This is a genomic window from Bacillus sp. FJAT-45350 (assembly GCF_002335805.1).
Lineage (GTDB): Bacteria > Bacillota > Bacilli > Bacillales > NISU01 > FJAT-45350.
This window is the reverse complement of sequence record NZ_NISU01000001.1, coordinates 2,871,134-2,896,289: the sequence shown is the minus strand read 5'-3', so window position 1 is coordinate 2,896,289 and position 25,156 is coordinate 2,871,134. Positions and strand designations below refer to the sequence as shown.

Here is a 25,156-nt window from a genome sequence, read left to right as displayed (position 1 = left end):
TCAGCTTCTTTGTTATTTTTAACTAGAAATAATTTTACGACTGAAACTGTTCTTTTGCCATTTTTTCAAGCGAAACATAATCTGTTTTCCCACTACCTAGCAATGGAATTTCTTCTACTTTTATAACTTCTTGAGGTAGTAGAATTGCTGAATACTTATGGGTTTTAATAAAGCGTTTTAGTTCTTTTCCTTGAACATCATCTACACTAGTAAAAAGAATAATCTTTTCACCTTTACGTTTATCTGGAATACTTACGGTTGCAAAGCCTATATCGTCGTAGCACTCCATTGCGATATTTTCAACTAAGTTTAGTGAAATCATTTCTCCACCAATCTTAGCGAAGCGCTTAAGTCGAGATTTAATCGTAATATAGCCGTGTTCATCCAAGTCTACAACATCACCGGTGTTGTACCAGCCTTCGTGAGGGATGAATCCTTTTCCGTGAATGAGATAACCTTTCATAATATTTGGACCCTTAATATGAAGACTACCACCACTTTCAATTCCCTCGACTTTTTCAACTTTGTAATCAAGTGTCGGAATAACTTTACCAACGGAGCCAGCCTTCGTAAACATCGGTGTGTTTAAAGCGATTAGTGGCGAGGCTTCAGTTGCTCCGTATCCCTCTAGAATCCGAATACCAAATTTATTATAGAATAGTTCCTTTGTTTCCTCTTTAACTGATTCTGCACCTGCAATCGCATAGCGTAGTGTATGTAAATCGAATGGCTGGGCATTTTTACCGTACCCGTTAAGGAAGGTCGGCGTGCTTAAGAGAAGTGTAATATCCTCTTGATAAATCAGCTCCGGAATGACTTTATATTGAATCGGTGATGGATAGATAACAAGCGGTATGCCTGATAGTATTGGCAAGAATGTTCCTATCGTTAATCCAAAGCTATGAAACATTGGTAATGGGTTAAGCATACGGTCGTGTGTACCTAAGTCCATGACAGCCATCGCTTGCTCAATATTGGCGTATAGCTGGTCATGAGTTAACACAACACCTTTAGGCTTATTCTCACTGCCAGATGTAAAAAGAATGATTTCATTTTCTGATTTAACTGCACGTTGAGAGCTTGCATAGTTTTTCAGACCAATAAGCTTATCCTTAGAGCTAACGCCTTCTTTAATATCTTCCAAATAGATAATTTGTAGACCTTCTTTTTTTAATACAGCAATTAGTTCGTGTAATTCGCCTTTTTCAATAAACTGCTTTGAAGTAAGGATCGTTTTGAGGTTAGCTGTTTCACAGCAATCAAGCATTGTTCGATGACCCATCGTAAAATTCAGTATCGCAGGTGTTATGCCAATTTTAAATAAAGAAAACAAGGTAACGACATGACCAATTGCACTCGGTAACAGAACACCAACTTGTTTATCAGTGAGTGTTGATTCAAGTTTTGAGCTAAGTACTTGAATTCCGATAAGGAGCTTTCTGTAGGAAAGTTCACTTGTTGGGTCTTTGACCATAATCTTTTGTTGATCGAACCTTTTTGTTTTTTCTAATAGCTCATTGAAGAGGTTAAGTCCCTTTTTAAGAGTATTATTGACATAGAGTGTTGTAAGCTGGCGATAAATTGTTCCTGCGTTCACTTCTTTATCATCGGAGTCTAGAGAGAAGGGTCTTCCAATATGTATTGATGGTGTTTTGTCTAAAAAATTGCCAATTTGTGATTGGATTGCATTTGTTTTTTGTTCTGGTGCTTCAATAATTATAGGATATATAGTTGCTTCAAGTCTTTTTGCTATTAAAGCAAATTCTTGATAAACCTTCATGACTCGGCCGTTTCTGGATACTCGCATCTCTGGGAATAGGAGTATTGGGTCACCTGTTTCAGCGAGGCTGATGATTTGCTTCATATGCTGCGGGGTTAATTCCTCAAATAACGTGATATTTCGTTCAGTCATGTTTTTGCCATTAATATCAAATTCGCCTTTATCAAAGACGATGAAATGAACATTACTAGGTAATTTATGGTGTAAATATGTTAAATCCTGTGGTGTCACATGATTTGACATATACATAGTGGTATTGCTTTTGGGCTTGAGAGGTGCATTTGGTGTTTTTTTCTTGAGAAAGCCGAACATAGAAATCCTCCTGTTGAATCCATAGTTCCTATTAGTATACTATACTTTTGCTTCGGCTATTAGCACCAAGGTTAAAATCATATTTGTGTATACACTATGAAAGTGTTACTAAATAGAAGAAATAAAGGCGGATCTTTGCTACTATTAAGTTAAAACTATTGGGAAGTGAAGAATATGGCTAAGAATGTTAGGATTCATCCGTTAATTTTACTAGCACTATTTATTAATTCAATACTAATGGGGCTATTTTCTTATAACCAATTTGTCGAGGGTAGTCTAGGGTATGGGAATCTTTTTTTATTTTTTGCTGTTATGTTCCTAACAATGGTTATTTCGGGGATTATGAAAAATCGAAAAAAAGAGTAGCTTTAAACAGACGATTTGTAAAGCACTAAAAAAGTGAAAACCCACTTTTTCAGTACTTTCTTTCAAAGCCTTTATCTCTTTTTTTGTAGCATAATGTAAGCAAATTGGGTGAAGGCAAGAACGGCTAATAAAATGACACTAATTAAGATAAGTTCCATACCCTCAATAATGGGTAATAGTGTAATTAACACGACATTTGTAATGAAGCCTCTTACGAACCATGCACGGCTGACATTGTTCATAAATGTAAAGAAGCACATTAGCGATAGGGTAAAAATAATAATGACAGCCATCAGAAAAGGATAGGATGAGCTGTATTCAAATGAAAAAATCAATACAGTCAAGGCTGCCATTGCAAAGCCAATCAGGACTAACTTTTCCTTAACGATAGTCACTCATCTCCTTGTAGTAGTTTGATGTTATTGTAACGGAAAGTGAAAGAGTGTGAAAGTCTAGAGCAAGTAAGCCACTTCAACCAGTTAGAAAAAGCTGTTCAAAAGGTATTTGGAACCTTTTTGAACAGCCTTTTTGTATAAAGTAATTATTAAGGTTGAATGACAACAGCTTCAAGTCTAGGACGTCCGTCTAGTAAGCCCATAGCTGCAATTGTATAAACTTCATTTCTTCTTAAATTGATATCTCTTAAAGTAAGGACAACATTGTCTGTCCCTGCTTGGCGTACTTCAATGTCTTGTGTTGATGGAGGTAGCTGTAAATAGTCACTCGCATGAGAGAAAGACACATTTCTAAATAGGATATCTCCACCTTGTATTGCGATATCTACTGCTGGGGCATTCGGTGATAAATGCCAGAAGCGAACTTTTGATTGATTAGGAGCGCCTTCGCCGTCTACTACTGTTACCAATTGAATTTCATTAAGAAGTCCAGCAGCTGCAATTGTATAGTTTGTTTCTTCTTGCACGGTCACTGTTTCGCTTAAGACCGGGTTATTTGTTTGTCCTGTAGGGTAGACGTCAATTTGTGCACGACCTGCTGGGAGATCGATGTAAGGAGTTAATTGATAGTAAGTAACCTTTTCGAAAATTGTTTTTTCACCATTAACATAAATATCTACGGCAGGAGCATCAGGTGATGCATGGAATACGCGCACCTTTGCAGAGTTATTTCTTCCAGCTTCTCTATGCCATGCTTGCGGTGAAAATTGTGCTTGATTCATTGGCATATGTTGCATCGGTATTTGTTGAGCGCAAGCTAATTGTTGCATACACATGAAATGCATTTGATAGAAGTAGATATGTTTTGCAGGGTCAATGTACTTATAGAAATTAGCTAATAAATCATATTTAGCAGCGTCCTGAGCTATTTTATCAAGATGGTGATGAGTATACATAAATCCAACTCCTTTAATAAAGTGCAATCAAAAACAATGTATGTAGATGAATAGAAATTGGGACATTGTCCTAAGAGGAAGTTTGAAGTTTGATTGTAAGAAAGGGAGTGTATATAGAGAAGTAATGGAGGATAAGGGTGGAACCTGTATTAATTAAACGTTTAATTAAGAAAAGTAGTAAGGAACCTTTTTACCTAATATCATCATACAAATACTAGTACTTAGGGAAAGCTAAACTCAAAAATAGTGGTGAGGGATGTACTAATGAGTGAAATGTGTAACACATTAAATGATTTAAAGCAGTCACTATTATCCTTTAAGTACGATACAGATAAGACAGTAAAAAAAAGAAAATATCTAAATTATTATGGATTTGAAACTAAACACCTTACTCATCAATTTGATGTAGTTGAGTGTAAAGGTAAGCTAATCAGTGTACAGTCTTTTCGACCAGACAATCCGAAGGCGGTTGCTCTTGTCTTACATGGATATTTAGACCATACTGGCTCATTACGAAGTATGATTAATTATTTAACCGAGCGACAGTACCATGTTATTTCGTATGATATGCCTGGTCATGGGTTATCGAGTGGAGAAAGAGCTTCTATAGAAGACTTTAGTGAATATAGTAATACGTTAAAAATAATTTGTGAAAAATATCTTGCCTCTACAACTCAACCGGCATATGTTGTCGCTCATAGTACGAGTGGGGGGATTGTTTTACAAAATGCGAGTGAGCTTTCTGAAACCATAGAGAAAATAGTACTTGTTGCTCCGTTAGTTCGTTGTCATTGTTGGAGAATAGCAAAGATGGGAATTTCATTACTCAAGCCATTTATTCATGAAGTGAAAAGACTATATACACCTAACTCCTATAACCAACAGTACCTGCAGTTTACTCGTCATGATCCCCTTCAGTATAATAAGCTACCAATTAAGTGGGTTGATTCAATGATTCAATGGAAAAAAGAAACAATGATGCAGCTTCCGACTTGCGATAAAGAGGTATTTGTCATACAAGGGGATAAGGACAAAACGGTTGATTGGAAGTATAATCTTCAGTTTATCAATCGTAAGTTTCCTAATAGCTATATTGAGATTGTTAAAGGTGGCAAGCACCAACTCTTAAATGAAAAAGAAGATATACAAAAAAATATATTAAGGAAGATAGATGCTTACTTTGAAGGAAGAAGAAAACCGAGTCCTGTTCTAGGTTACACTAGCTCAAGTAAACCATTTACTATACAATGAAGGTAACCACAAGGATAAGGATTGGTACAAAATATGAGTATCTTATTAGTAGAAGATTTATATAAAACTTATGGGGAAAAGGTTTTATTTGACCATATCTCCTTTACAATTTCTGAAAAGCAACGAATTGGGTTAATCGGCATTAATGGAACAGGTAAGTCAACATTACTAAAAGTTCTTGCTGGTCAAGAAAGTGCTGATAAGGCAGAGATGTCTCATGCTAATCACTTGCATATTGAATACTTACCACAGCAACCAGAACTAAATGAAAACTTAAATGTGCTAGAACAAATATATTACGGAGATTCTCTCATTATGCGAGTGATGCGCGACTATGAAAAGGCATTAGCAGAATTAGAAGGAGATCCAACAAACGAGAAGCGACAAGAGAAATTACTTGTTATGCAGCAAAAGATGGATGAATCTGAAGCATGGGAAGCAAATACGGTCGCGAAAACAGTACTGACTCGTCTTGGTATAACTGATTTTACTAAATCAGTGAAGCATCTTTCGGGTGGACAGAAGAAGAGAGTTGCCATTGCGAAAGCATTAATTCAGCCAGCGGACATTCTTATACTAGATGAGCCTACGAACCATATTGATAATGAAACAATTGAATGGCTCGAAGGATTCTTATCTCAATATAAAGGAGCCATCTTACTCGTTACTCATGATAGATATTTTTTAAATAGAGTGACGAACCGAATTTATGAGTTAGATAGTGGACAGTTATATATATATGAAGGGAATTATGAAACATTCCTAGAGAAAAAGGCAGAACGTGAAGTAATAGCTGAGCAAACAGAAGAGAAAAGACAAAATTTATTACGTCGAGAGCTAGCTTGGTTACGTCGCGGAGCCAAGGCTCGAACAACGAAGCAAAAGGCTCGAATTCAGCGAACGGAAGCTTTACAAGAGCAAGAAGGTTCGATATCTAAGCAAAATGTAGATTTTGCAATAGGATCAACGAGACTTGGAAACGATGTAATTGAAATTGAAGCAATTTCAAAGTCAATAGAAGAGAAAACACTTATTAATGAATTAAGCTATCTCATTGTACCAGGTGAAAGACTAGGCATTATCGGACCGAATGGCACAGGGAAATCGACACTATTAAATATGTTAGCAGGACGAATTCAACCGGATAATGGTTCTGTAAAAATAGGAGAAACGGTGAAGATTGGCTATTATACTCAGGAGGATGAAGAAATTAATGGTGACCTCCGTGTAATAGAGTACATCAAAGAAATAGCGGAAGTTGTGTACACTGTTGACCATGATGTTATTACCGCAGAACAGATGCTTGAACGGTTCTTGTTTCCACGCTCAATGCAGTGGACGTACATTCGAAGATTATCAGGTGGAGAAAGACGTCGCTTGTACTTATTACGTGTATTAATGGCAGAGCCGAATGTTCTCTTTCTAGATGAGCCTACGAATGATTTAGATACTCAGACTCTAAGTGTACTAGAAGATTATCTAGATCAATTCCCTGGAGTTGTCATTACCGTATCCCATGATCGGTACTTCCTAGACAGAGTGGTAGATAAGCTTCTTGTTTTTGAAGGAAATGGTGAAGTCAGTCGCTTCCAAGGGGCATACTCAGATTATATGGAAGAGCAAAAGGAATTAAAGGAACAAGAAGTGAAAGAAAAGCCAGCACTAAAAGAGGTAGTTCCTAAAAAGGAACAACGTAAGAAACTATCGTACAAAGAACAGCAAGAGTGGAATGAAATAGAAGATAAGATTATGGCACTAGAAGAGAAGAAAGAAGAGCTAGAGCAAGAAATTGTTGCGGCAGGTAGTGACTTTGGCCGTATTCAGGAACTTTACAAGGAGCAAGAAGAAGTTGAGCAAACACTAAATCAGACGATGGAACGCTGGGAAGAACTCTCTTTACTTGTAGAAGAAATTGAGAACAATAAATAAGAATAGCTAGCGCCCTCATATCGAGAGCGCTAGTTTTTATTATGGCGAATAGTTGTGTAGGTAAACTGGCTATTATAATAAAAATAAAAAAAGTAAGGTTGGTTGCGATGATTTACGAGCTTACATATATATCTGATGGGTTAAAGGTAAAGGGATATCTAGGTATTCCAAGTACATATAGTCTTTCAATTAAAGAACTAAGAGAACATCTAAAAACAGTTTATAAACGTTCTGATTTAACTGTGAAGGTCATATCTAATTCTATACGAGTAAATACAGAAACTATCGATAATGCTTCATTGCCTGTGCTAATTTATTGTAGAGGCGGGATAGGTAAGTATGGACGTGTGAAAATGGAGTGGGTAGAGGAATATACATCCTATGGCTATATAGTGTTTGCACCAACCTATAGAGGTAATGAAGGTAGTGAAGGGCGAGATGAATTTGGTGGGGCTGATAGGGAGGATGTCTTTGCTGGGTATAGGCTTCTTCAAAGCTTTTCATTTATCGACTCGAGCGATATCTCAGTAATGGGATTTTCGCGAGGTTCTATTAATGCAACATTACTTAGTATTAAAGAGCCTACAATACGTAATTTAATCCTTTGGAGTGGCGTTTCTGATTTAACAGATACGTATGAAGAGAGAGTAGATTTACGAAGAATGTTAAAACGAGTTATTGGGGGTACGCCAAATAAACTTCCAGATTCATATCAATCACGTTCTCCAATTAAGCTAGTAGAAAAAATACAGTGTCCTGTTCTTATTATTCATGGAACAGAGGATGAACAAGTTTTATATAGCCATGGGATAAAGATGTATAATCAATTGAACAGTTTAGATAAAGAAGTTGATATCCAAAAATATTCAGACTATGGACATCATTACCCACTACCTGTACATAATAAAGCGGTAAAAGGCATGTTTCAGTGGATAAGTGAGAGGGAAAGAGAGTAAGTGAGACAAAAATCTGGGGATAAGACAGAAGTTATTAACATTATCCACAATTGACCTGTGTGTAACTTGTGAATAAAATAATATTATCCACATAAATAACCAGTGCTTTGATAGAAGCACCAGGTTTGGTGTGTAACTAGTATTAGGTTTTTAAAGTGTATACTAAATGTTTTTGTACCTTTGTTACTACGAGTAAAAGTGGAGACAACATTAAAAATTATTTTCTCTAGAATAAGAAGTTGGTGACCGAAATCACATATTCTTTTTTACAGCTATGTTACTTTATTTATAGGAACTTAAAACCTATGGAAAAGGGGTTTTGATTATGTTAGTAAAGAAGATAGAAAATCGCTTAGATACAAAAAAGGTTAGTGTGGAGAAGTTATTTTCCTTTGGTGAAGGAGTAACAATGAATTTACAGCTTGGGGCAGGAGAGAAGATAGACCGCCACTTTGCTCCGTGTGAAGTCATTGTTGTACCACTAAGTGGGGAAGTTATCTTTGGGGTTGAGGGTGAGGCAGTACCATTAGAAAATGGAACTGTTCTCTATATGAGCCCAAAAGAAATGCATGAATTACGAGCAGTTAAAGATACAAGCTTAATTTTAATTAAGGTTGGAAAAGATACAAAGTGCAATCATTAAAGAAGAGGTATGTCTCAAAAGGTTTATCCATTTGGGACATACCCTTTTATTTAGGTAGAAATGGATGTAGGCTGGATTACTTTCAAGCGCTTTCGAAGTCATGATCTACTAGGAATGTTTGGAATACCTTTGTTTTCCTAAAGTCTTCCCATTCCCAGAAGATGTCCCACTGATCAGCAGAGTAACCCATAATATCGAATTGATTAGGATCATAGAACATATGCTTAAATCCATGCTTTGCCCAGAAACGCTGTGAATCGTTGCAAGCATCAAGGTAAATAAAGAAGTGATGCTTATTAACAAATTCCATAATGTTACTAATGACGATAGAGCCTAACCCTGTTTTTCGTAAATGTCTAGGGATTCGGAGTAAGCCAATAAACATGCAACGGTCTCGCTCATCCATAAAAACGTGTAAAAGTGTATTATCGTAGCCAAAACCAGGGTCTTTCATATATTCATTGATACGAATGCATACGCGACCAGGTTCTTCATAACAAATTACCGCCTCTAAATCATAATTATTAAGGGTTGAGGCAATCTCTTCTAGGGTCTTGTGAAAAGCATTAATCAAATTAATCTCTCCTTAGTTGGGTGAGTGAGTGTTTTACTAAAAAAGACTCAATCTGCTACTTTAAATCATAACTTTCTCACTAAGGTTAGTGGAATTTTTTTGTTAAATCAAGTGAAGAAAAAGTGAAGAAACTGTCTCGTGAAGAATGAATTTCGAAGGCCCTGAAAAATTTAAAAATAGACAATTTGAAGAGCACACCAAAGTGAAAAACAAACTTTGGTGTGCTCTCTGATATCACTCATTATTTTTGCAGCTTTGATTTTGTTTACTTATTAAATTGTTTTGTCAGGTCTAATAACTCATCAGCTATTGAGTGAAGTGACTGAATTGATGCAGTAATTTCTTCTGTAGCAGCTGCTTGTGATTGTACTGCATCTGATGTACCGCCAATTTGAGAAAGAATACTGTCAATGGAGGATTTCATTTCATTTAGTGACTGTTCAATATTATTAACGGCGACATTACTATCAGTAGATAATTTTCGAACTTCATTTGCTACTACAGCAAAGCCTTTACCGTGGTCACCAGCTCTTGCAGCTTCAATTGCAGCATTTAATGCAAGTAGATTTGTTTGGCCTGAAATGTTTTTAATTAAATTTGTAATTGTAGTTGTTTCATCAGCGTGCTTTTTCATATCGACAGCTGATTCTGTCATTGATTCTTGAGCAGTGGAAGATTCTTGTGCCATTCTTGCAATCTCATTTACACTAGCTGAGATTTGTTGGATAGATGAAGCCAATGTCTCAGAAATCTCATTGATTCGCTGGCTATATTCGAGACTATAGGCAATACCAAATGCGCCAATGATTTCTTTTCTTTCACCGTATATTGGAGTTGTAATTGCGCGGAAAGGTAGTCCTTTCACTTCTTTTGGAACAGTAGCACGTAATGTTTTGCGTGCTTTAATACAATCATATAAACCATCACCTTGTACTAAGGTGTCCCCCAGGTTTACTAAATCTAATGTTTTACCAGGTACATAGTATACTATTTTTTCAGTATCACTAATGGCTACCATATTGTCATCTTCTTTAAATAACTCCTTAATCATTGGTGCAACTGCTAAAAGCTGTTCTAGTGCATTCATTAAAATACCCTCCCTAAAGGTCTTGCATGAATTAGATTTTTCTATCTGTAGAAAATCACTTTCTCTGTGTATATGAATATTATAGCAAAGCACTTATCATTAAACGGAGAAAAGTTAGTAGTTTTTAGTAGTCTTGTTTAAATAATGAGATTTTAATGAAAAATAGTCTAATTGTTAGAGAGTTGAAATGCTAAATAATTTATGTGAATGCTTTGACTTTTGGTTTAATATACATAAAATAAGAAGAATACCTATCTATTATCTAATAAATATACAATGACATTATAATAATATTAATAAATATATTGACAGGTCACATGGATCAGGTAAGATTAGAATTACATTATTTTTGTTTTAAAGGGGAACAACATTCATGAATGTGAGAAAAGCTAAAATGACCGATGTTGAAGTAATATATGACATGATTTACGCATACGCAGAAGAGGGTCTTCTCCTGCCGCGAGAGAGAAGCTCCTTAATTGAAAACTTACAAAATATATTTGTAGTAGTAGGAGAGAGGGACGAAGTATATGGTGCAGCAGGTCTGCATATACTAGGTGACCAGTTAGCTGAAATCCGATCGTTAGTTGTTACTCCTTCGATGAAAGGTAAAGGGATAGGAAGAATACTTGTTGAACGAGTGGTTGAAGAAACGAGGTATCTCGAAATAGAAAGGCTTATTTCATTAACATACCAAGTAGCATTTTTTCATAAGTTAGGTTTTGAGATTGTAGATAAAGATGAGCTTCCTCAAAAGGTTTGGAAGGATTGTATTCACTGTCCTAAGCTTCATAACTGTGATGAAATTGCGATGGTTATCACTGTAAAGGACCCTTCAAGTACGATTAATTAAATAAAAGGAAAGAGCAGCCAAAAACGATTATTCGTAGTCTGGCTGCTCTATATGTGTATATAAATTAATGATTAGTGCTAGGCGCTTTATTACTCTCAGATGAGTTTTCAGTAAGTAGAGTATCTACTTTTTTATCTATTTGTTGAAGTAGTGAAAGTATCGTTTCTTGATGTTCTAAATCTAGTGTTTCTATTTGAGTTTTCATTTCTTTCACGATAATAGCTATTGTTTTTATTTCTTTAGATAATGTTTTTAATTCTGATAGTTCTTTTACGGTCACTTTCAGTTCAAGGATTTCTTTCATCAACAATGTGAACATTTCTTCATTGTTCATTGACTAACACTCCTCAACTTAATGATTTTACCTATTATAGCATAATTTTCTACCGTAATGGTGTGAGATACAAGATAAAATTAACTGAAAAAACAGATAAATGTCTAAAGATAATTGACTTTTTAAGAAAGTAGGGTAATATTTTTATAATATTCTAAAAATAAATAAGGTGTAACTTATAAATAAAATTGGGGTGTAAGAAATGAAATATGCATTTGCTAAGCGTGTACGACATATTCAATCATCAGCAGTTCGTGATATTTTAAAGGTTGTTAGCAAAGGAAACGTTATTTCCTTTGCAGGGGGATTACCAGATGATGATTTGTTTCCTCTAGATGGATTAAAACAAGCCTTTGATACTACATTTGCATCAGGAAAGAAGGCTCTACAGTATGCCGAAACAGAGGGATACTTACCTTTAAGAGAAGTATTAATTGAGCGAATGGGGAGAAAGGGGATTTCCAACTTTACGACAGACGATGTGTTAGTGACGACAGGTTCTCAACAAGCAATTGACCTCTTTTCGAGAGTTATGTTTAATCCAGGAGATGTCGTGTTAACGGAGGACCCAACGTATCTAGCAGCAATTCAAGTATTTGAATCATATGAGGCAAATATAATCCCTGTTGAGTCAGATGAAGATGGCATGCTACCAGAACAACTAGAAGAGAAAATTAAGGAGTATCGTCCAAAGTGTATCTATGTTGTTCCAACATTCTCTAACCCAGCAGGTAAAGTGTGGACAGAAGAGCGTCGTCAACAGTTATTAGAATTGGCTAAAAAGTATCATGTGATCATTTTTGAAGATGATCCATACGGAGACATACAATTTAATAAAGAGGAATCTTATCGCCCGATAGCATCCTATGATGATGGTGAAAATGTTCTTTATACGAGTACATTCTCGAAAACAGCTGTACCTGCATTACGAACGGGATGGATAGCAGGTCCACATCAAATCATTCGAATTATGTCTCAAGCAAAACAAGCAAGTGACTTACATTCTAATTCATTAGCCCAACAGGCACTATACTATTTATGTCGTGATTTTGACTTAGATGGTCATATTGATAATTTAATCAATGTGTACCATATTCGAATGAAGGTAATGTTAAACCAGCTTGAAGAGGCGAATTTGCCTGGTCTTTCCTATGAAGAGCCTAAAGGTGGTATGTTCTTCTGGATAGAATTAGATGAATCAATTAACACAACAGAATTATTGAATATAGCAGTAGAACAGGGAGTCGCCTTTGTACCAGGTGAACCGTTTTATGTAGGAGAAAAAAAGAAAAATGCATTACGTTTGAACTTTACTCATTCTACACCAGAAAAAATTGAAGAAGGAATGTCCATTTTAACGAGAGTGTTAAGGGAGCAGTTGGATAAAGTCATCGTTTAATCCTAACAAAAAAGGGGTGTCACACACAAGTAGTGGTTAATAAATGTGTGTGACATCCTTTTTTAAATAGTAGTTCAGTAAGTATGAAGTGGAATTATTCAACACCATCTCCTGTAAAGTAAATGATTAAGGACGAATGTTTCCATTCGTATTAGTTTTCAATAAAACCTTTAATCCCTGTCCCATATCTGAAGCTAATACATAATTTCTATCGACAAAGACACCCCAAACATTTGAACGATCAGGAGTATAGCGTCCAATTTCAGTTGGGTTACTAGGGTCTGTAATATCTACACTTATAACTCCGCCAGAATAGTAGGATAAGTATAATGTATTACCGTGTACTTTAGGATCATGTACGGTATTGTCAAAAGTGACTACAGGATTTTCAGGGTCTATATCATGTGTTAAATCAGTTTTAAATTCACTTAATAAGGTAGGATTCGTTTTATCTTTAATATCAAAGATACGAGTATAACCGTATGCATTTTCATAACCAGCTCCAACTGGATTTGAAACTTCCCTTGTTTCAATTAAAATGTTACCACCTCTAGCAAGTGCTGCTGAATGTGCTGCTCCTTTTTGATGAGAAGCATAATCAGTTCTCCCTAAGTAAACAGGGTTTTCAGGATCTTTAATATCAAAGATAACTGTCCCTAAATCCCACATTGATACATACGCGTATTGTGCATTGTTATCAGTAATAACACTATGGTTAAATACAGCTCTTTGTTTTCCGTGCTCATCAGTCCAATGATAACCATTAAAGCTTTGAGGAAAATGTGCTTATAATCTATACCTTTTTAAAAAGTAATAGCAATTAGGATAGGTTCCCTTTTTAGGTATTACTTTGATAGTAACTTACTTATACAAGTACTTAGCTTGCGTTTTAAGTACTTAAAAGGATAATGAAAATATTAGTACTAATTTTAGTTATTTTTTCCATTACACAATAAAAAGAGAATATATTTACTATTTCGATAGTGTAAATAAGGACTAGAGGCTATTACAGGAAAGAATATAAGAAAATCAACCTAGAGCGGCAGAAAAAATTAGGAATCAACCCATTAAATTTAAATTCCGGGACATACTATGGGAAAAAGTATGAGGTGGGGACAAATGAAAGCGTGGGAATGGAGCTTTACTTATTTTTTTCCAGTAGCTGTAACACTAGTTACGATGGTGGTTGTTCTTTTCTTTCACTGTAAGCTAGAAAGGCATACAGATGGACATAAGACAATCTTTTCATTTCACGTAGTTAACCTTTTAATATTGATGATGATGTATGGCTCTACTTTTTTAGCTTTTCATTTATCTTCTACAGTTAACCATGTGGCATTAGGGGTGAAAAATGGTCTTATTCATTCAACGATTATTCCATTTCCATTTATTCTAATTGTTTATGCTATCTCAGCATACCTATTTCGTAAGTATGTCCGCTTCTATGTCATTGATAAGGATTCAAATATTGTCGTTCTACGATATAATTGGGTCAATCGTTTAATGAGATGATGCTAAAAAATGTCTAGTGGTAAGTGCTAACTTGCCACTAGACATTTTCAAAGCAGATTATTACTTAGTATCCTACCTCCACTGATGCTACTACGATATACATTAGGTCGTTCTTGTCTCCCTTTTCTTCCAAGATAACCCCACTAGTTGTAGCCATTCCACCATCCATTACTTCTATTGTTACTTCTCCAAAAGGAAGGACAGCTTTGACTTCTTCTTCATTTAAGGTTTCCTTTTCAGCTGGTACTGCTAATTTAACATGGACCTTCATGTTATTAATGTCGTTATTAGGAAGAATGGAACGAAGACCAGGCATTGAATTAAAGTGAATAGCATTTTGGACAGCACGAATTGCAGCTTTTGTTACATTCTGACCATGCACATCTATTCCCATTCCCGTTTCGATAAACATAATTTTCTCCATAAATCACAGCTCCTTTAATTGATTTTTAACTAATTCTATTTTGCCATGAAAAACGAGAGATGACGAGTAGTAACTTTAAGAGGAATTAAAGTGTCCTGTAATAGTCTGTAAATAGTATCTGTTGGTGGGAAATATTATGATTTAAGGGTGATACGAGAAATAGACATTGTGGATATCTTACTAGAAGAAGAAAAAAGGAGTGAATCATCGTAGATGGCTCACTCATCTTCTTGTTGTTAGGAAACTAAATACTTCCATGTGGATAACAAATTCCGCTTTGCGGTTTTTTCATTATTGTTCGCTTTTTTTAGTTGAATCAGCGAATTCTTTTGCTTTTCTTTCTTCGATTCTTTTTTCAATCTGATTAATTGCTTCAGAATCCTTTAGTAGTTCCCTTTTATTTTCTTCGACTAATTCTTCAAAGGTAGGACTAACTTTTCTCATTTGGTATCATACCCTTTATGTTTTATTTAACCCTCCTTTATTATAAGGCGTTACTTCTATCTAAAACGTTTTATTTGTTACAATATTAAGAATAATTAATTTTATTTAAATATTAGTAGTGTAATTCCCTTTTATTCATATATATAAAGAAATTAAACATAATGAGTAGGTGAGGGATTGTATACGTATTGGTATAATCATCAATATTACTGGCTTATAAGGAGAACGACAGAAGTACAAAATAAAATTATACAGTTATTAAAGCGAGAAAGTACGGATGTTATCACACTAGACTACCTTAAGGTACTCGCTCCTACAGAAGAGGAGAAAGAGTATATTCAAGATGTACTTCAAATTAGATACGAAAATTCACAATACTACAAGTGGCTTTATTTTCAAATAGTAGGACAAATGCCTAGTGTAGACTCTGAAACGTTTGAACGCCCAGAAACATATGAAGAGGGAATAAGGAAAGAGCTCACCCGTCAGAACATAAGAATAGAAAGGGTAAGTTATCTTTACGAGGAACTATATGAATATCGCAGCACACTCATTGTAGTAGTTAGAAAAGAAGAACGAGCTAAGGAACTCCTTGAGTATATAACTAGTTTACAATGAGCACTTTATCCACATTATGATTCACTTAGTTTAGTGGAGAAAAGGGAAATTTCCACATAATCCACATTTCTTATTCAAGTTATACACAAAAATTATCCACATAGTAAGACCTGTTCTTATAAGCTCTAACATCTTTTATCCACAGTATCAACATATAGCTGTGGATTATTTTCTTTTCGCTAGTTAAATAACAGGAAAAAATTTCTTTTGCACTGTAAACGGTTACATTAGAAAAAGTGGTTTACAAACAAAAAAACTGTTGATAGAATATTCTTAAATTTAAATTAATTAAAATTCTTTTCTAACCAAGCGCTGAACAATCGTTCGTTCAGTTTGTGTTTAGTGGGTTATTACTCTAAGTTCCGGCTTTAATTATCTGAATATTCTAATATATTATGTAGGGGGAGATCGTTATGACAGTGACAGTTGAAGTGAAAGTTTTAGAAGAGATGCAAAAGAAAATTGAAAAGCTAACAGTTGAACTACGTGAGCTTAAGAAGGTAGAACGTGATGGATTTGAAAAGCTTGATACAGATATGTTCTTAACTGAAGTTTATAATTAATCTTGCTGTTCATTAATAGTGATGCGAAAATTAATTTATTGAATGAGATACAAATTGGCAGAGATTTTATGCAATGGATAGGAGGTTGACTTACAAAGGTAATGGTAAAGTACCTTTTGGGTCAGCCTCTTTTCAACTTTAATGAAAACCTAAGAGGGGGTTAATTTTATGTTAGAAGGAATTAGAGTCATTGATTTTTCTCAGTACTTACCAGGGCCGTATGCGAGTTTACGATTAGCAGATATAGGGGCAGAAGTTATCAAGGTTGAGCCTTTAAGTGGAGATGCAGCTCGTACAATTGGAAAAAAGAATGGTGTTTCGTTGTTATATTCAGCGAATAATCGAAATAAAAAAAGTATCACACTGAATTTGAAGGAAGAAGAGGGCCGTAACATTGCCTTAAACCTAATCAAAAAGGCTGATGTAGTAATTGAAAGCTTCCGACCGGGTGTAATGGAGAGACTTGGACTTTGTTATGAAAAGGTCAAGGCGGTAAATGAGAAAATTATTTACTGCTCGATTACTGGCTATGGACAAAATACGGCAATCAGTCATTTTGGGAGTCATGACTTAAATTATGTAGCTCTAAGCGGGACATTATCACAATTAAAAGATAGTGACGGTCGCCCCGTTCACCCTACAATTACCTTTGCTGACTTAATCGGCGGTATTTCAGCTTCAGAGGCAATTATGGGAGCATTGGTACAACGTTCGATCAAGAAAAAAGGAGCCTATTTAGATATATCCTTAACGGATGTTATGGTTTCTATGATGAATAATCATGTTCTTTTGGCTGATGAAAAGGAAGGGGAACAAGGTATCGCACAATTATCTGGAGATGTCATTTCCTATCATCTATATGAAACGAAAGATGGGCGCTATATGAGCCTTGCTGCTGTAGAACCAAAGTTTTGGGTAAACTTTTGCCATGGGGTAGGTAAGGAAGAATGGATATCTTCACATGTAACAAATGCTAATGAGGAAAACAAAGTTTATCGTCAATTAAAAAAGCTCTTTAAAAGCTATACTTTAGAAGAATGGATACACTTTGTCCAAAAAGTTGACTGCTGTCTAACACCTGTGTTAGAAATAGGTGAATTGAAGAATTATCCATATATAATAGAAAGGAATTTAATTAATAGGTCAGCACTTGGTCATATAGAGGTTGCTACATCATATGATAAGGAATTTAATGAAAGTAAGATTGAAAAAGCACCAGCACTCGGAGAACATAATTCGGAAGTGCTATCAAGTGTACTTGGCCTGTCGGAAGAACAGATTAATCAATTAAAGTCAAACAAAATTATATAAGGAGGAGAGGTATCTTGGAGGGTAAAGTAAAATGCTTGGAAATTCCAACCCCTTTTCTTGTTGGTCCAGTAAATGTCTATCTCGTGGAAGGGGAAGCATTGACATTAGTTGATACCGGTCCAAAGACAGACGAAGCACTACATAGTATGAAAGAACAACTTTCAAGTTTTGGTTATTTACTGTCTGACATCGAGCAAGTAGTCGTTACCCATCACCACCCTGATCATGTAGGGTTGGTGGATGTGTTTTCTGATAAAGTACCAATCATAGGACATGTTAAAAACCGTCCATGGTTAACACAGGATCAGGGTTTTAGGGAAAATATGTATGACTTCTTCCAGAAGCTTTATACAGAACATGGATTAGAGAATGAGTTGTTTACTAAAATTAAACAAACTCAAGAAATGTATATGACCTATTCATGTCATTCTGATGTAGATATTGAAGTTGGACAAGGCGATGAAGTTCAAGGGTTGGCTGGTTGGAAGGTAATTGAGACACCAGGTCATGCTCAATCGCATATTTCTCTTCATAATGAAACAACGGGAGAATTAATAGCAGGTGACCATCTAATTGCTAAAATATCCTCTAATGCGATTATTGAAGCACCATATGAGGCTGGAGAAGAAAGAGAAAAAACTCTTATACAATATCGTGATGCTCTCAAATACTGTAAAGAGCTTGATGTGAGTAAGTATTATCCAGGTCATGGTCAAGTGATTGTGAATGGAACTGAATTAATTGATGAGCGTTTACAAGGAAACGAAGAACGTGCGCTAACAATCCAAACAATTATTGGAAAAGAAAAAACAACTTGCTTTGATATTGTTCAAAAGCTATTTCCAAAAATGTATATGAAGCAACCTGCATTAACGTTTTCTGAGGTTTTAGGGCATTTAGACTTGCTAGAACAAAGGGAAAAGGTAGAGGTTGAAAAAGTAGAAGGTATAATTTATTATCGAAATAGATTGAGTGAATAGTCACTCATAACACTGATCTTTCTCTTGTAGGTGATTATTGGTAAAATGAAAATAACACTACATACCTAAGAGGAGATGATTGAATGGACAAGAAAACATGTAATACGATTTATAAAGGAATGGTTATTGGAGGAATAATAGGAGCAGTTGCCCTGTTTGCTAATTCAACATCCCGTAAGAAATTACTTAATGGTGCAAAAGAATTTAAAGAAACGACATCAGAGGTTGCTCTTTTTATTAAAGATCATCGTCATGAGTTATTTGACCAAATTAAAGAAACATCAAAAGAGATATCAACTGTAGTAAGAGATGTTAGTGACGATATTAAGAAATTGACGGAGAGCGCTGTACATATAAAAGAAAGCTCTTCAGAAATTATAAAGGTAACGAAGGAAGCGGCAGATGAATTAAAGCACTTAAAGTAAGTTTTTTTCTAATGTCACTCAAAAAAAGCAAAAAAAAATTAAAAACCTTGTATAACTAAAAAAAAATCGGACATCATAATAAACGAGGACGGCGAGAGCCACTCCTCACCAAGCCATTTAAGTTACAACTAAGTTTATATTCAGTTCCATTAGGATAACGTTTTTGTTTTAACCGAACCCTCAGAGGTGATTAGAGTGGACAATTTATATGCGTCAGTAGATTGTTAGCGATTTTATCTCAGTGAAATGAGGTGTTTACGAAAAACAATGACCGTTACGACCCCAGAGGTTACACCTGAATATTTTTCTTAGCATGATTGAATGGCATTGGTTTGAAGGTGACCATCATTCGTTGGTCACCTTCTTTCTTTCTATTTAGTGTCAGGCGTTATAACTAACAACTAAGAGGTGACACGAATGAGTAATAACAAACACAATAAGAAAAACAAGAATAACACACAGCACAAGGGTGCTAATAACCACAAGACAAGTAGTTCTGCTAACAAATCTAACGGATATCATTAATTTGAAAGCTGTATGAAGAATGTAAAGATTATTCTTCATACAGCTTTTTTTATTTTAACGACATCTAAATAAACTGAATAATTAAAATTATTTTGATAAAGTGGAATAGTATGTTTACTTTTTACATAGATAGAATATAGAGCATTAGAGCTTCAATAGTACAAGGACAAGCGATTATATGAAGGGGGATTAGCACGATGGGATTAACTAATGAGCTGAAACAACTTCGAAATTTTGAATGTGAAAGAGGAGTATTGTCTATCTATTTAAATACGTCTCAGTCAATTCATAACAAGCGCAAGTCTGAATGGAGAATCCGATTAAAGAATGGAATGAAGAAGCTTGAAGAATATATTATGGCCTCTGGTGATGAAGAGGAACTAAAGGCATTCAAGAAAATCAAAGGAAAAGTAAATAATGTTTTTCGTGATAAACAAACGCAATTACAAAATAGTGTCGTAATTTTTGCGTCCTTAAAGGATGAACTTCTTCTTGTTAAGCACTTACAATTAGACGTAGAGAATTCATTCCATTGGGAGAAGAAGCCTGTTCTACATCAATTAGAGGAACTAGCAGAGAGATATCCGAAAACGGGAATTCTTCTCGTTCAAAAACAGGATGTAATTGCATTGAATGTGAGCTTAGGTGAGTTGCAAGGGGAATACCAATATACGTGGAACCTAGAAGAAGAGGACTGGAGAAAGAAAGAGGGCATTGCAGCGTCGGAGCGAATTGCTTCAAGTGCGAATCATCGAGATGAATTTGAACAGCGAGTCGAGGCGAACTTTCAACGTTGGATGAAAAGCTTAGCTCCTAAAATTGATGAGCAGGCAAAGCATAATAGTTGGAAAGGTGTCTATATTGTTGGGCAACCGGAGATGACAAAAACCATTGAGAAATACTTACGTACAAAAATAATTAAATCAATTCCAAAGAACCTCTATTCAAAAAAGTCTCATCAAGTTGTATCAGAAGTATACGCATAAGTAAAAAGAGTTCACCTCTCTGTGGTGAACTCTTTTTACTTATTTATTAAGAAGCAAGACTGTTTTCTTCTCTGTTGTTAGTGGTCTCTTTAAAGATAATCCCTGCCACGCAGACAACGACAAGGATTCCCGCTATTGAATAGTAGATACTCCCATTAGGGAATATATCGATTAAAAACCCACCAATAAGAGGACCGGAAATACTTCCTAGTCCAAAACTAACGGCAGTCATCACATTTCCTGTCGGTAGTAGGTGTTTGGGTAGTAGGTCTGCTAGATACATGATCCCTAAAGAATACAGCGAACCTAGTAAGCACCCACTTAAGATGAAAGTGATAAGTAATAGAATAGGGTAATTCTCAATAAATATCATACTCAAAAATAGCACAGAACCTAGTGATATGACAGTTAGTAGAACTTTCCTTCTGCCGAGCCTATCACTTAATAGACCTAAAGGGAGTTTAGTAATCAATCCTCCGATAACAAATGCGGGTAATAAGATTGTAACCATATCAATTGTCATACCGGAACGTAAAGCGTATACAGGGAAATTTCCGTGTATTGACGCTTCTATATAGCCAAAACAAAATCCTGGTAACAAGGCAAACCAAGCAAGTGAAATGACTTGTTTATATCTTTTTAACGTACCAGTTTTAGTAGCTGTTTCTATTTCCTTTTCTGGCCATTCATTTTTAAGTCGCAATACAAATAGCCAAGAGATGAAGCTAGTAGCGGATGCAATGATAAATGGTAAGTATTCATTTATCGATAATAACCGAGTCATGGTAGGCCCTATAGCAAAACCTAGACTAAATGCAAGACCGTATAAGGAAATATTTCTTCCTCTTTTTTCTCTTGGGCTTGTTGATGTTATCCATACTTGTGTAGCGAAATGAATCATATTATCCCCAATACCTACAATGATTCGTAAAATAAACCAGAACCAAAATACTTGCCATAATGGAAACAGAAACAAAGATAAGGTAATGAGAATTAATCCGATAGTAATAACGGGCTTGTAACCGTACTTTCTTACTGGTTTTTCAATAAAAGGTGAGGCAAGTAATATCCCAATATAAAGTGCAGCGGCATTCAGACCATTTAAAGAAGAAGAAACTCCTAATTGCTCTAGCATGATTGCTAATAAAGGTAGAAGCATACCTTGAGAAAAGCCCGCAATCATTACCATTGTAACTAAAATAAAAAATCGATACTTTGGATTGTTTTCTGTCCCTTTCGGAATTTGTGTGTCCATGTAACACATCTCCAATCAGCCAAATTCAATACATATTGTAATGCTTGTTAGAAATTATGCAAGAAGAATATTAGGAATGCGAAATAAATCGTATAGCATAAAAAGATTACAACGTGACGAAATACAAAATTGTCGTTAAAATGAACATTAGGCGTAAAAAAGATAAAAGAAGAAATAGGGAGGTATACACATGGAATTTATAATGAAAGAAAATAGCTTCACAACAAAAGTGGGCTTTGGTGAGTTAGAAGTGTCAGGTAATGATGAATACGGCTTCCGTCCATACCAACTTTTAGTTTCGTCTGTTGCGGTATGTAGTGGAGGGGTATTAAGGAAGGTTTTAGATAAGAAGAGAATTGGGTATAACGATATTAAAGTAACTGCAGATGTAGCTCGTAATCCAGAAGGTGCGCAGGAAATTAAAAGTATCCATCTTCACTTTATTTTATCAGGTGTTGAAACGACAGAAGAAAAAATTAAAAAATCATTAGAAGTAACGAGAAAGAACTGTTCAATGGTTCAATCAGTGAAAGATAGTATTGAGGTAACAGAGTCGTTTGAAGTAATAAAAGAATGATTGAAAAATTATCTTCATATTTATGGCTTAGTTTTGGAGCAATCCTTCAGGGGATAGCTATGACTCTTTTTCTATTTCCTCATGCTATTCCTTCAGGAGGAGCTGCAGGAGTAGCTATTCTTATGGAGTACCATTATAGCCTTGGGTATGAATGGACACTTTGGATTTTGAACTTTACATTATTAGTCCTTTCATTAAAGTGGTTAGGCGTTTCTAGTTTCTTTCGGACAATTTTTACTGTGACCATTACATCGTTTACAATATCTATATTATCTCCTTTAGTGGATAATCCATTTTCTTATGTGTGGTTAGATTTAATAATAGGTGCCTGCATATTTGGAATAGGAGTAGGTCTGTTATTTTGTAAAGGGGCTTCTTCCGGAGGTATAGCAATTATAGCCCACGTTGTTCATAGAGTGTTTGGGGTAATGCCTGGAAAAGTGTTATTTGTATTAAATATAGTGATTTTTCTAGGGACTGCAGTAACGATAGGGTGGATGATTTTTATTTATGCTCTTGTGAGTCAACTGATCGCAACAAGAGTAATTGATTTAATTTATAGATCGTATATTACTCTACAAAAGAGTAATAATGTATTTATGAAAAAAGAGGTTGTCTAGCTTCTGTGACAACCTTTTAATTTTTTTCTTTGCACAAATAACAAAAGTTATTGACATATTATTTGTTCCTGTGTAGAATTATAGAAGTTGTCGCTCTTATTGCTCACATAATACTAACTTTTGTTTTTTTAAAAAATTTTTTAGCAGTGTTGACATTAAGTTGTGGTGGTGTTATAGTAGTAAATGTCGCTGAAACAAGTGACTATTTGTTCTTTGAAAACTGAACAAGACAAAAGCCAAGCGTAAAAGAGATGTAAACACATCTCGTTAATTTTCTCGATTTTTTAAAATCGAAACGTCACGTTTGTGACAGTGAGCTTATATCACACTTTCTACGGAGAGTTTGATCCTGGCTCAGGACGAACGCTGGCGGCGTGCCTAATACATGCAAGTCGAGCGGACTGAAGGGAGCTTGCTCCCGGACGTTAGCGGCGGACGGGTGAGTAACACGTAGGCAACCTGCCTTGTAGACTGGGATAACTTCGGGAAACCGGAGCTAATACCGGATGTTAGATAATTCGCGCATGCGTGTTATCTTAAAGTTGGCCTCGGCTAACACTACAAGATGGGCCTGCGGCGCATTAGCTAGTTGGTAAGGTAGTGGCTTACCAAGGCGACGATGCGTAGCCGACCTGAGAGGGTGATCGGCCACACTGGGACTGAGACACGGCCCAGACTCCTACGGGAGGCAGCAGTAGGGAATCTTCCGCAATGGACGAAAGTCTGACGGAGCAACGCCGCGTGAGCGATGAAGGCCTTCGGGTCGTAAAGCTCTGTTGTTAGGGAAGAACAAGTGCCGTTCAAATAGGGCGGCACCTTGACGGTACCTAACCAGAAAGCCACGGCTAACTACGTGCCAGCAGCCGCGGTAATACGTAGGTGGCAAGCGTTGTCCGGAATTATTGGGCGTAAAGCGCGCGCAGGCGGTCTTTTAAGTCTGATGTGAAAGCCCACGGCTCAACCGTGGAGGGTCATTGGAAACTGGGAGACTTGAGTACAGAAGAGGAGAGTGGAATTCCACGTGTAGCGGTGAAATGCGTAGATATGTGGAGGAACACCAGTGGCGAAGGCGACTCTCTGGTCTGTAACTGACGCTGAGGCGCGAAAGCGTGGGGAGCAAACAGGATTAGATACCCTGGTAGTCCACGCCGTAAACGATGAGTGCTAGGTGTTAGGGGTTTCGATGCCCTTAGTGCCGAAGTTAACACATTAAGCACTCCGCCTGGGGAGTACGGCCGCAAGGCTGAAACTCAAAGGAATTGACGGGGGCCCGCACAAGCGGTGGAGCATGTGGTTTAATTCGAAGCAACGCGAAGAACCTTACCAGGTCTTGACATCCTTTGACCACCCTAGAGATAGGGCTTTCCCCTTCGGGGGACAAAGTGACAGGTGGTGCATGGTTGTCGTCAGCTCGTGTCGTGAGATGTTGGGTTAAGTCCCGCAACGAGCGCAACCCTTGATCTTAGTTGCCAGCATTCAGTTGGGCACTCTAAGGTGACTGCCGGTGACAAACCGGAGGAAGGTGGGGATGACGTCAAATCATCATGCCCCTTATGACCTGGGCTACACACGTGCTACAATGGATGGTACAAAGGGCAGCGAAACCGCGAGGTTGAGCCAATCCCATAAAGCCATTCTCAGTTCGGATTGTAGGCTGCAACTCGCCTACATGAAGCCGGAATCGCTAGTAATCGCGGATCAGCATGCCGCGGTGAATACGTTCCCGGGCCTTGTACACACCGCCCGTCACACCACGAGAGTTTGTAACACCCGAAGTCGGTGGGGTAACCTTTTGGAGCCAGCCGCCTAAGGTGGGACAGATGATTGGGGTGAAGTCGTAACAAGGTAGCCGTATCGGAAGGTGCGGCTGGATCACCTCCTTTCTATGGAGTATTTAACTCTAGTCGACGGACTTCACATTATGTGTTGTTCGACGCTTCGGACTTTTGTCGTTCAGTTTTGAGAGAATAAATCTCTCAACAAAAACATTTGCTCCTGCGATTACTCGTCGCAAGGCAGCAAAGAAGCTACTCAATGTAGTAGCCTTGTTCTTTGAAAACTAGATAGTGATTTATATATGC

Annotated in this window: 24 protein-coding genes, 1 rRNA gene and 2 pseudogenes; 17 read left to right on the top strand and 10 right to left on the bottom strand. The window is 36.5% G+C overall.

Annotated features, from left to right (window positions below):
* Positions 1-34 precede the first annotated feature (34 nt).
* Complete coding sequence (locus tag CD003_RS14570; protein ID WP_096201785.1) at positions 35-2,092, bottom strand: AMP-binding protein; 2,058 nt, start codon at positions 2,090-2,092, stop codon at positions 35-37.
* Between the two features lie 174 nt (positions 2,093-2,266).
* On the opposite strand from CD003_RS14570, the gene CD003_RS14565 reads away from it, so the two are divergent.
* Positions 2,267-2,458 carry a hypothetical protein gene (locus CD003_RS14565; protein WP_096201784.1) on the top strand — a complete coding sequence of 64 codons (192 nt, stop codon included), beginning with the start codon at positions 2,267-2,269 and terminating at the stop codon, positions 2,456-2,458.
* A 71-nt stretch (positions 2,459-2,529) separates the two neighbouring features.
* Here the strand turns inward: CD003_RS14565 and CD003_RS14560 are convergent, their stop codons facing one another.
* Together CD003_RS14560 and CD003_RS14555 are read right to left on the bottom strand one after the other, a co-directional pair.
* Positions 2,530-2,853, bottom strand: a complete 324-nt coding sequence (locus CD003_RS14560; protein ID WP_096201783.1) for a hypothetical protein — start codon at positions 2,851-2,853, stop codon at positions 2,530-2,532.
* 149 nt (positions 2,854-3,002) lie between these two features.
* Positions 3,003-3,809, bottom strand: coding sequence for a DUF4397 domain-containing protein (locus tag CD003_RS14555; RefSeq protein ID WP_096201782.1), 807 nt, complete (start codon positions 3,807-3,809; stop codon positions 3,003-3,005).
* A 264-nt stretch (positions 3,810-4,073) separates the two neighbouring features.
* On the opposite strand from CD003_RS14555, the gene CD003_RS14550 reads away from it, so the two are divergent.
* From CD003_RS14550 to CD003_RS14535, 4 genes are all read left to right on the top strand, one after another.
* Entirely contained in the window at positions 4,074-5,060 is a 987-nt protein-coding gene (locus tag CD003_RS14550; protein WP_096201781.1) for an alpha/beta hydrolase, read from the top strand.
* Positions 5,061-5,093: 33 nt separating this feature from the next.
* Entirely contained in the window at positions 5,094-6,989 is a 1,896-nt protein-coding gene (locus tag CD003_RS14545; RefSeq protein WP_096201780.1) for an ABC-F family ATP-binding cassette domain-containing protein, read from the top strand.
* A 107-nt stretch (positions 6,990-7,096) separates the two neighbouring features.
* Positions 7,097-7,945 (top strand): alpha/beta hydrolase family protein, encoded by an 849-nt coding sequence (locus CD003_RS14540; protein ID WP_096201779.1) that lies wholly within the window; start codon positions 7,097-7,099, stop codon positions 7,943-7,945.
* 325 nt (positions 7,946-8,270) lie between these two features.
* Positions 8,271-8,588: a cupin domain-containing protein gene (locus CD003_RS14535; RefSeq protein ID WP_096201778.1), complete on the top strand. Its 318-nt coding sequence runs from the start codon at positions 8,271-8,273 to the stop codon at positions 8,586-8,588.
* 82 nt (positions 8,589-8,670) lie between these two features.
* Here the strand turns inward: CD003_RS14535 and CD003_RS14530 are convergent, their stop codons facing one another.
* Positions 8,671-9,162: a GNAT family N-acetyltransferase gene (locus tag CD003_RS14530; RefSeq protein ID WP_096201777.1), complete on the bottom strand. Its 492-nt coding sequence runs from the start codon at positions 9,160-9,162 to the stop codon at positions 8,671-8,673.
* 265 nt (positions 9,163-9,427) lie between these two features.
* A pseudogene (locus CD003_RS22725) lies at positions 9,428-9,745 on the bottom strand (methyl-accepting chemotaxis protein); the annotation flags it as partial.
* Between the two features lie 877 nt (positions 9,746-10,622).
* Between CD003_RS22725 and CD003_RS14520 the strand changes: the two are divergent.
* Positions 10,623-11,102, top strand: a complete 480-nt coding sequence (locus CD003_RS14520) for an N-acetyltransferase (RefSeq protein WP_096201775.1) — start codon at positions 10,623-10,625, stop codon at positions 11,100-11,102.
* 64 nt (positions 11,103-11,166) lie between these two features.
* Here CD003_RS14520 and CD003_RS14515 read toward each other — a convergent pair whose 3' ends face one another.
* Complete coding sequence (locus CD003_RS14515; protein WP_096201774.1) at positions 11,167-11,436, bottom strand: hypothetical protein; 270 nt, start codon at positions 11,434-11,436, stop codon at positions 11,167-11,169.
* A 202-nt stretch (positions 11,437-11,638) separates the two neighbouring features.
* On the opposite strand from CD003_RS14515, the gene CD003_RS14510 reads away from it, so the two are divergent.
* Entirely contained in the window at positions 11,639-12,835 is a 1,197-nt protein-coding gene (locus CD003_RS14510; RefSeq protein WP_096201773.1) for an aminotransferase-like domain-containing protein, read from the top strand.
* A gap of 126 nt (positions 12,836-12,961) precedes the next feature.
* Here the strand turns inward: CD003_RS14510 and CD003_RS14505 are convergent.
* A pseudogene (locus tag CD003_RS14505) lies at positions 12,962-13,609 on the bottom strand (LVIVD repeat-containing protein); the annotation flags it as partial.
* A 345-nt stretch (positions 13,610-13,954) separates the two neighbouring features.
* Here CD003_RS14505 and CD003_RS14500 point away from each other — a divergent pair.
* A complete protein-coding gene (locus CD003_RS14500) occupies positions 13,955-14,347 on the top strand; it encodes a hypothetical protein (RefSeq protein ID WP_096201771.1) in 393 nt (130 codons plus the stop codon).
* A 64-nt stretch (positions 14,348-14,411) separates the two neighbouring features.
* Here the strand turns inward: CD003_RS14500 and CD003_RS14495 are convergent, their stop codons facing one another.
* A complete protein-coding gene (locus CD003_RS14495) occupies positions 14,412-14,771 on the bottom strand; it encodes a Lin0512 family protein (protein WP_096201770.1) in 360 nt (119 codons plus the stop codon).
* A gap of 291 nt (positions 14,772-15,062) precedes the next feature.
* A complete protein-coding gene (locus CD003_RS14490) occupies positions 15,063-15,215 on the bottom strand; it encodes an FbpB family small basic protein (RefSeq protein WP_096201769.1) in 153 nt (50 codons plus the stop codon).
* Between the two features lie 177 nt (positions 15,216-15,392).
* Between CD003_RS14490 and CD003_RS14485 the strand changes: the two genes are divergently transcribed.
* The 6 genes from CD003_RS14485 to CD003_RS14465 all read left to right on the top strand — a co-directional run bounded on the left by CD003_RS14485 (position 15,393) and on the right by CD003_RS14465 (position 20,623).
* On the top strand, positions 15,393-15,833 hold the full coding sequence (locus CD003_RS14485; protein ID WP_096201768.1) for a hypothetical protein: 441 nt from the start codon (positions 15,393-15,395) through the stop codon (positions 15,831-15,833).
* A 413-nt stretch (positions 15,834-16,246) separates the two neighbouring features.
* Complete coding sequence (locus CD003_RS21950; protein WP_179295563.1) at positions 16,247-16,396, top strand: hypothetical protein; 150 nt, start codon at positions 16,247-16,249, stop codon at positions 16,394-16,396.
* A 168-nt stretch (positions 16,397-16,564) separates the two neighbouring features.
* Positions 16,565-17,707 (top strand): CaiB/BaiF CoA transferase family protein, encoded by a 1,143-nt coding sequence (locus CD003_RS14480; protein WP_096201767.1) that lies wholly within the window; start codon positions 16,565-16,567, stop codon positions 17,705-17,707.
* Between the two features lie 14 nt (positions 17,708-17,721).
* Positions 17,722-18,687, top strand: a complete 966-nt coding sequence (locus tag CD003_RS14475) for an MBL fold metallo-hydrolase (protein ID WP_179295562.1) — start codon at positions 17,722-17,724, stop codon at positions 18,685-18,687.
* Between the two features lie 83 nt (positions 18,688-18,770).
* Positions 18,771-19,112, top strand: coding sequence for a YtxH domain-containing protein (locus CD003_RS14470; RefSeq protein ID WP_096201765.1), 342 nt, complete (start codon positions 18,771-18,773; stop codon positions 19,110-19,112).
* A 722-nt stretch (positions 19,113-19,834) separates the two neighbouring features.
* Positions 19,835-20,623 carry a VLRF1 family aeRF1-type release factor gene (locus CD003_RS14465; protein ID WP_096201764.1) on the top strand — a complete coding sequence of 263 codons (789 nt, stop codon included), beginning with the start codon at positions 19,835-19,837 and terminating at the stop codon, positions 20,621-20,623.
* Between the two features lie 46 nt (positions 20,624-20,669).
* Here the strand turns inward: CD003_RS14465 and CD003_RS14460 are convergent, their stop codons facing one another.
* Complete coding sequence (locus CD003_RS14460) at positions 20,670-21,878, bottom strand: MFS transporter (protein ID WP_096201763.1); 1,209 nt, start codon at positions 21,876-21,878, stop codon at positions 20,670-20,672.
* 190 nt (positions 21,879-22,068) lie between these two features.
* Between CD003_RS14460 and CD003_RS14455 the strand changes: the two genes are divergently transcribed.
* The 3 genes from CD003_RS14455 to CD003_RS14445 all read left to right on the top strand — a co-directional run bounded on the left by CD003_RS14455 (position 22,069) and on the right by CD003_RS14445 (position 24,958).
* Complete coding sequence (locus CD003_RS14455) at positions 22,069-22,455, top strand: OsmC family protein (protein ID WP_096201762.1); 387 nt, start codon at positions 22,069-22,071, stop codon at positions 22,453-22,455.
* On the top strand, positions 22,452-23,075 hold the full coding sequence (locus CD003_RS14450) for a YitT family protein (protein WP_096201761.1): 624 nt from the start codon (positions 22,452-22,454) through the stop codon (positions 23,073-23,075). The genes CD003_RS14455 and CD003_RS14450 overlap by 4 nt, the downstream gene beginning before the upstream one ends.
* Positions 23,076-23,406: 331 nt before the next feature.
* Positions 23,407-24,958 (top strand): 16S ribosomal RNA (locus CD003_RS14445).
* The last annotated feature ends 198 nt before the right edge of the window (positions 24,959-25,156 follow it).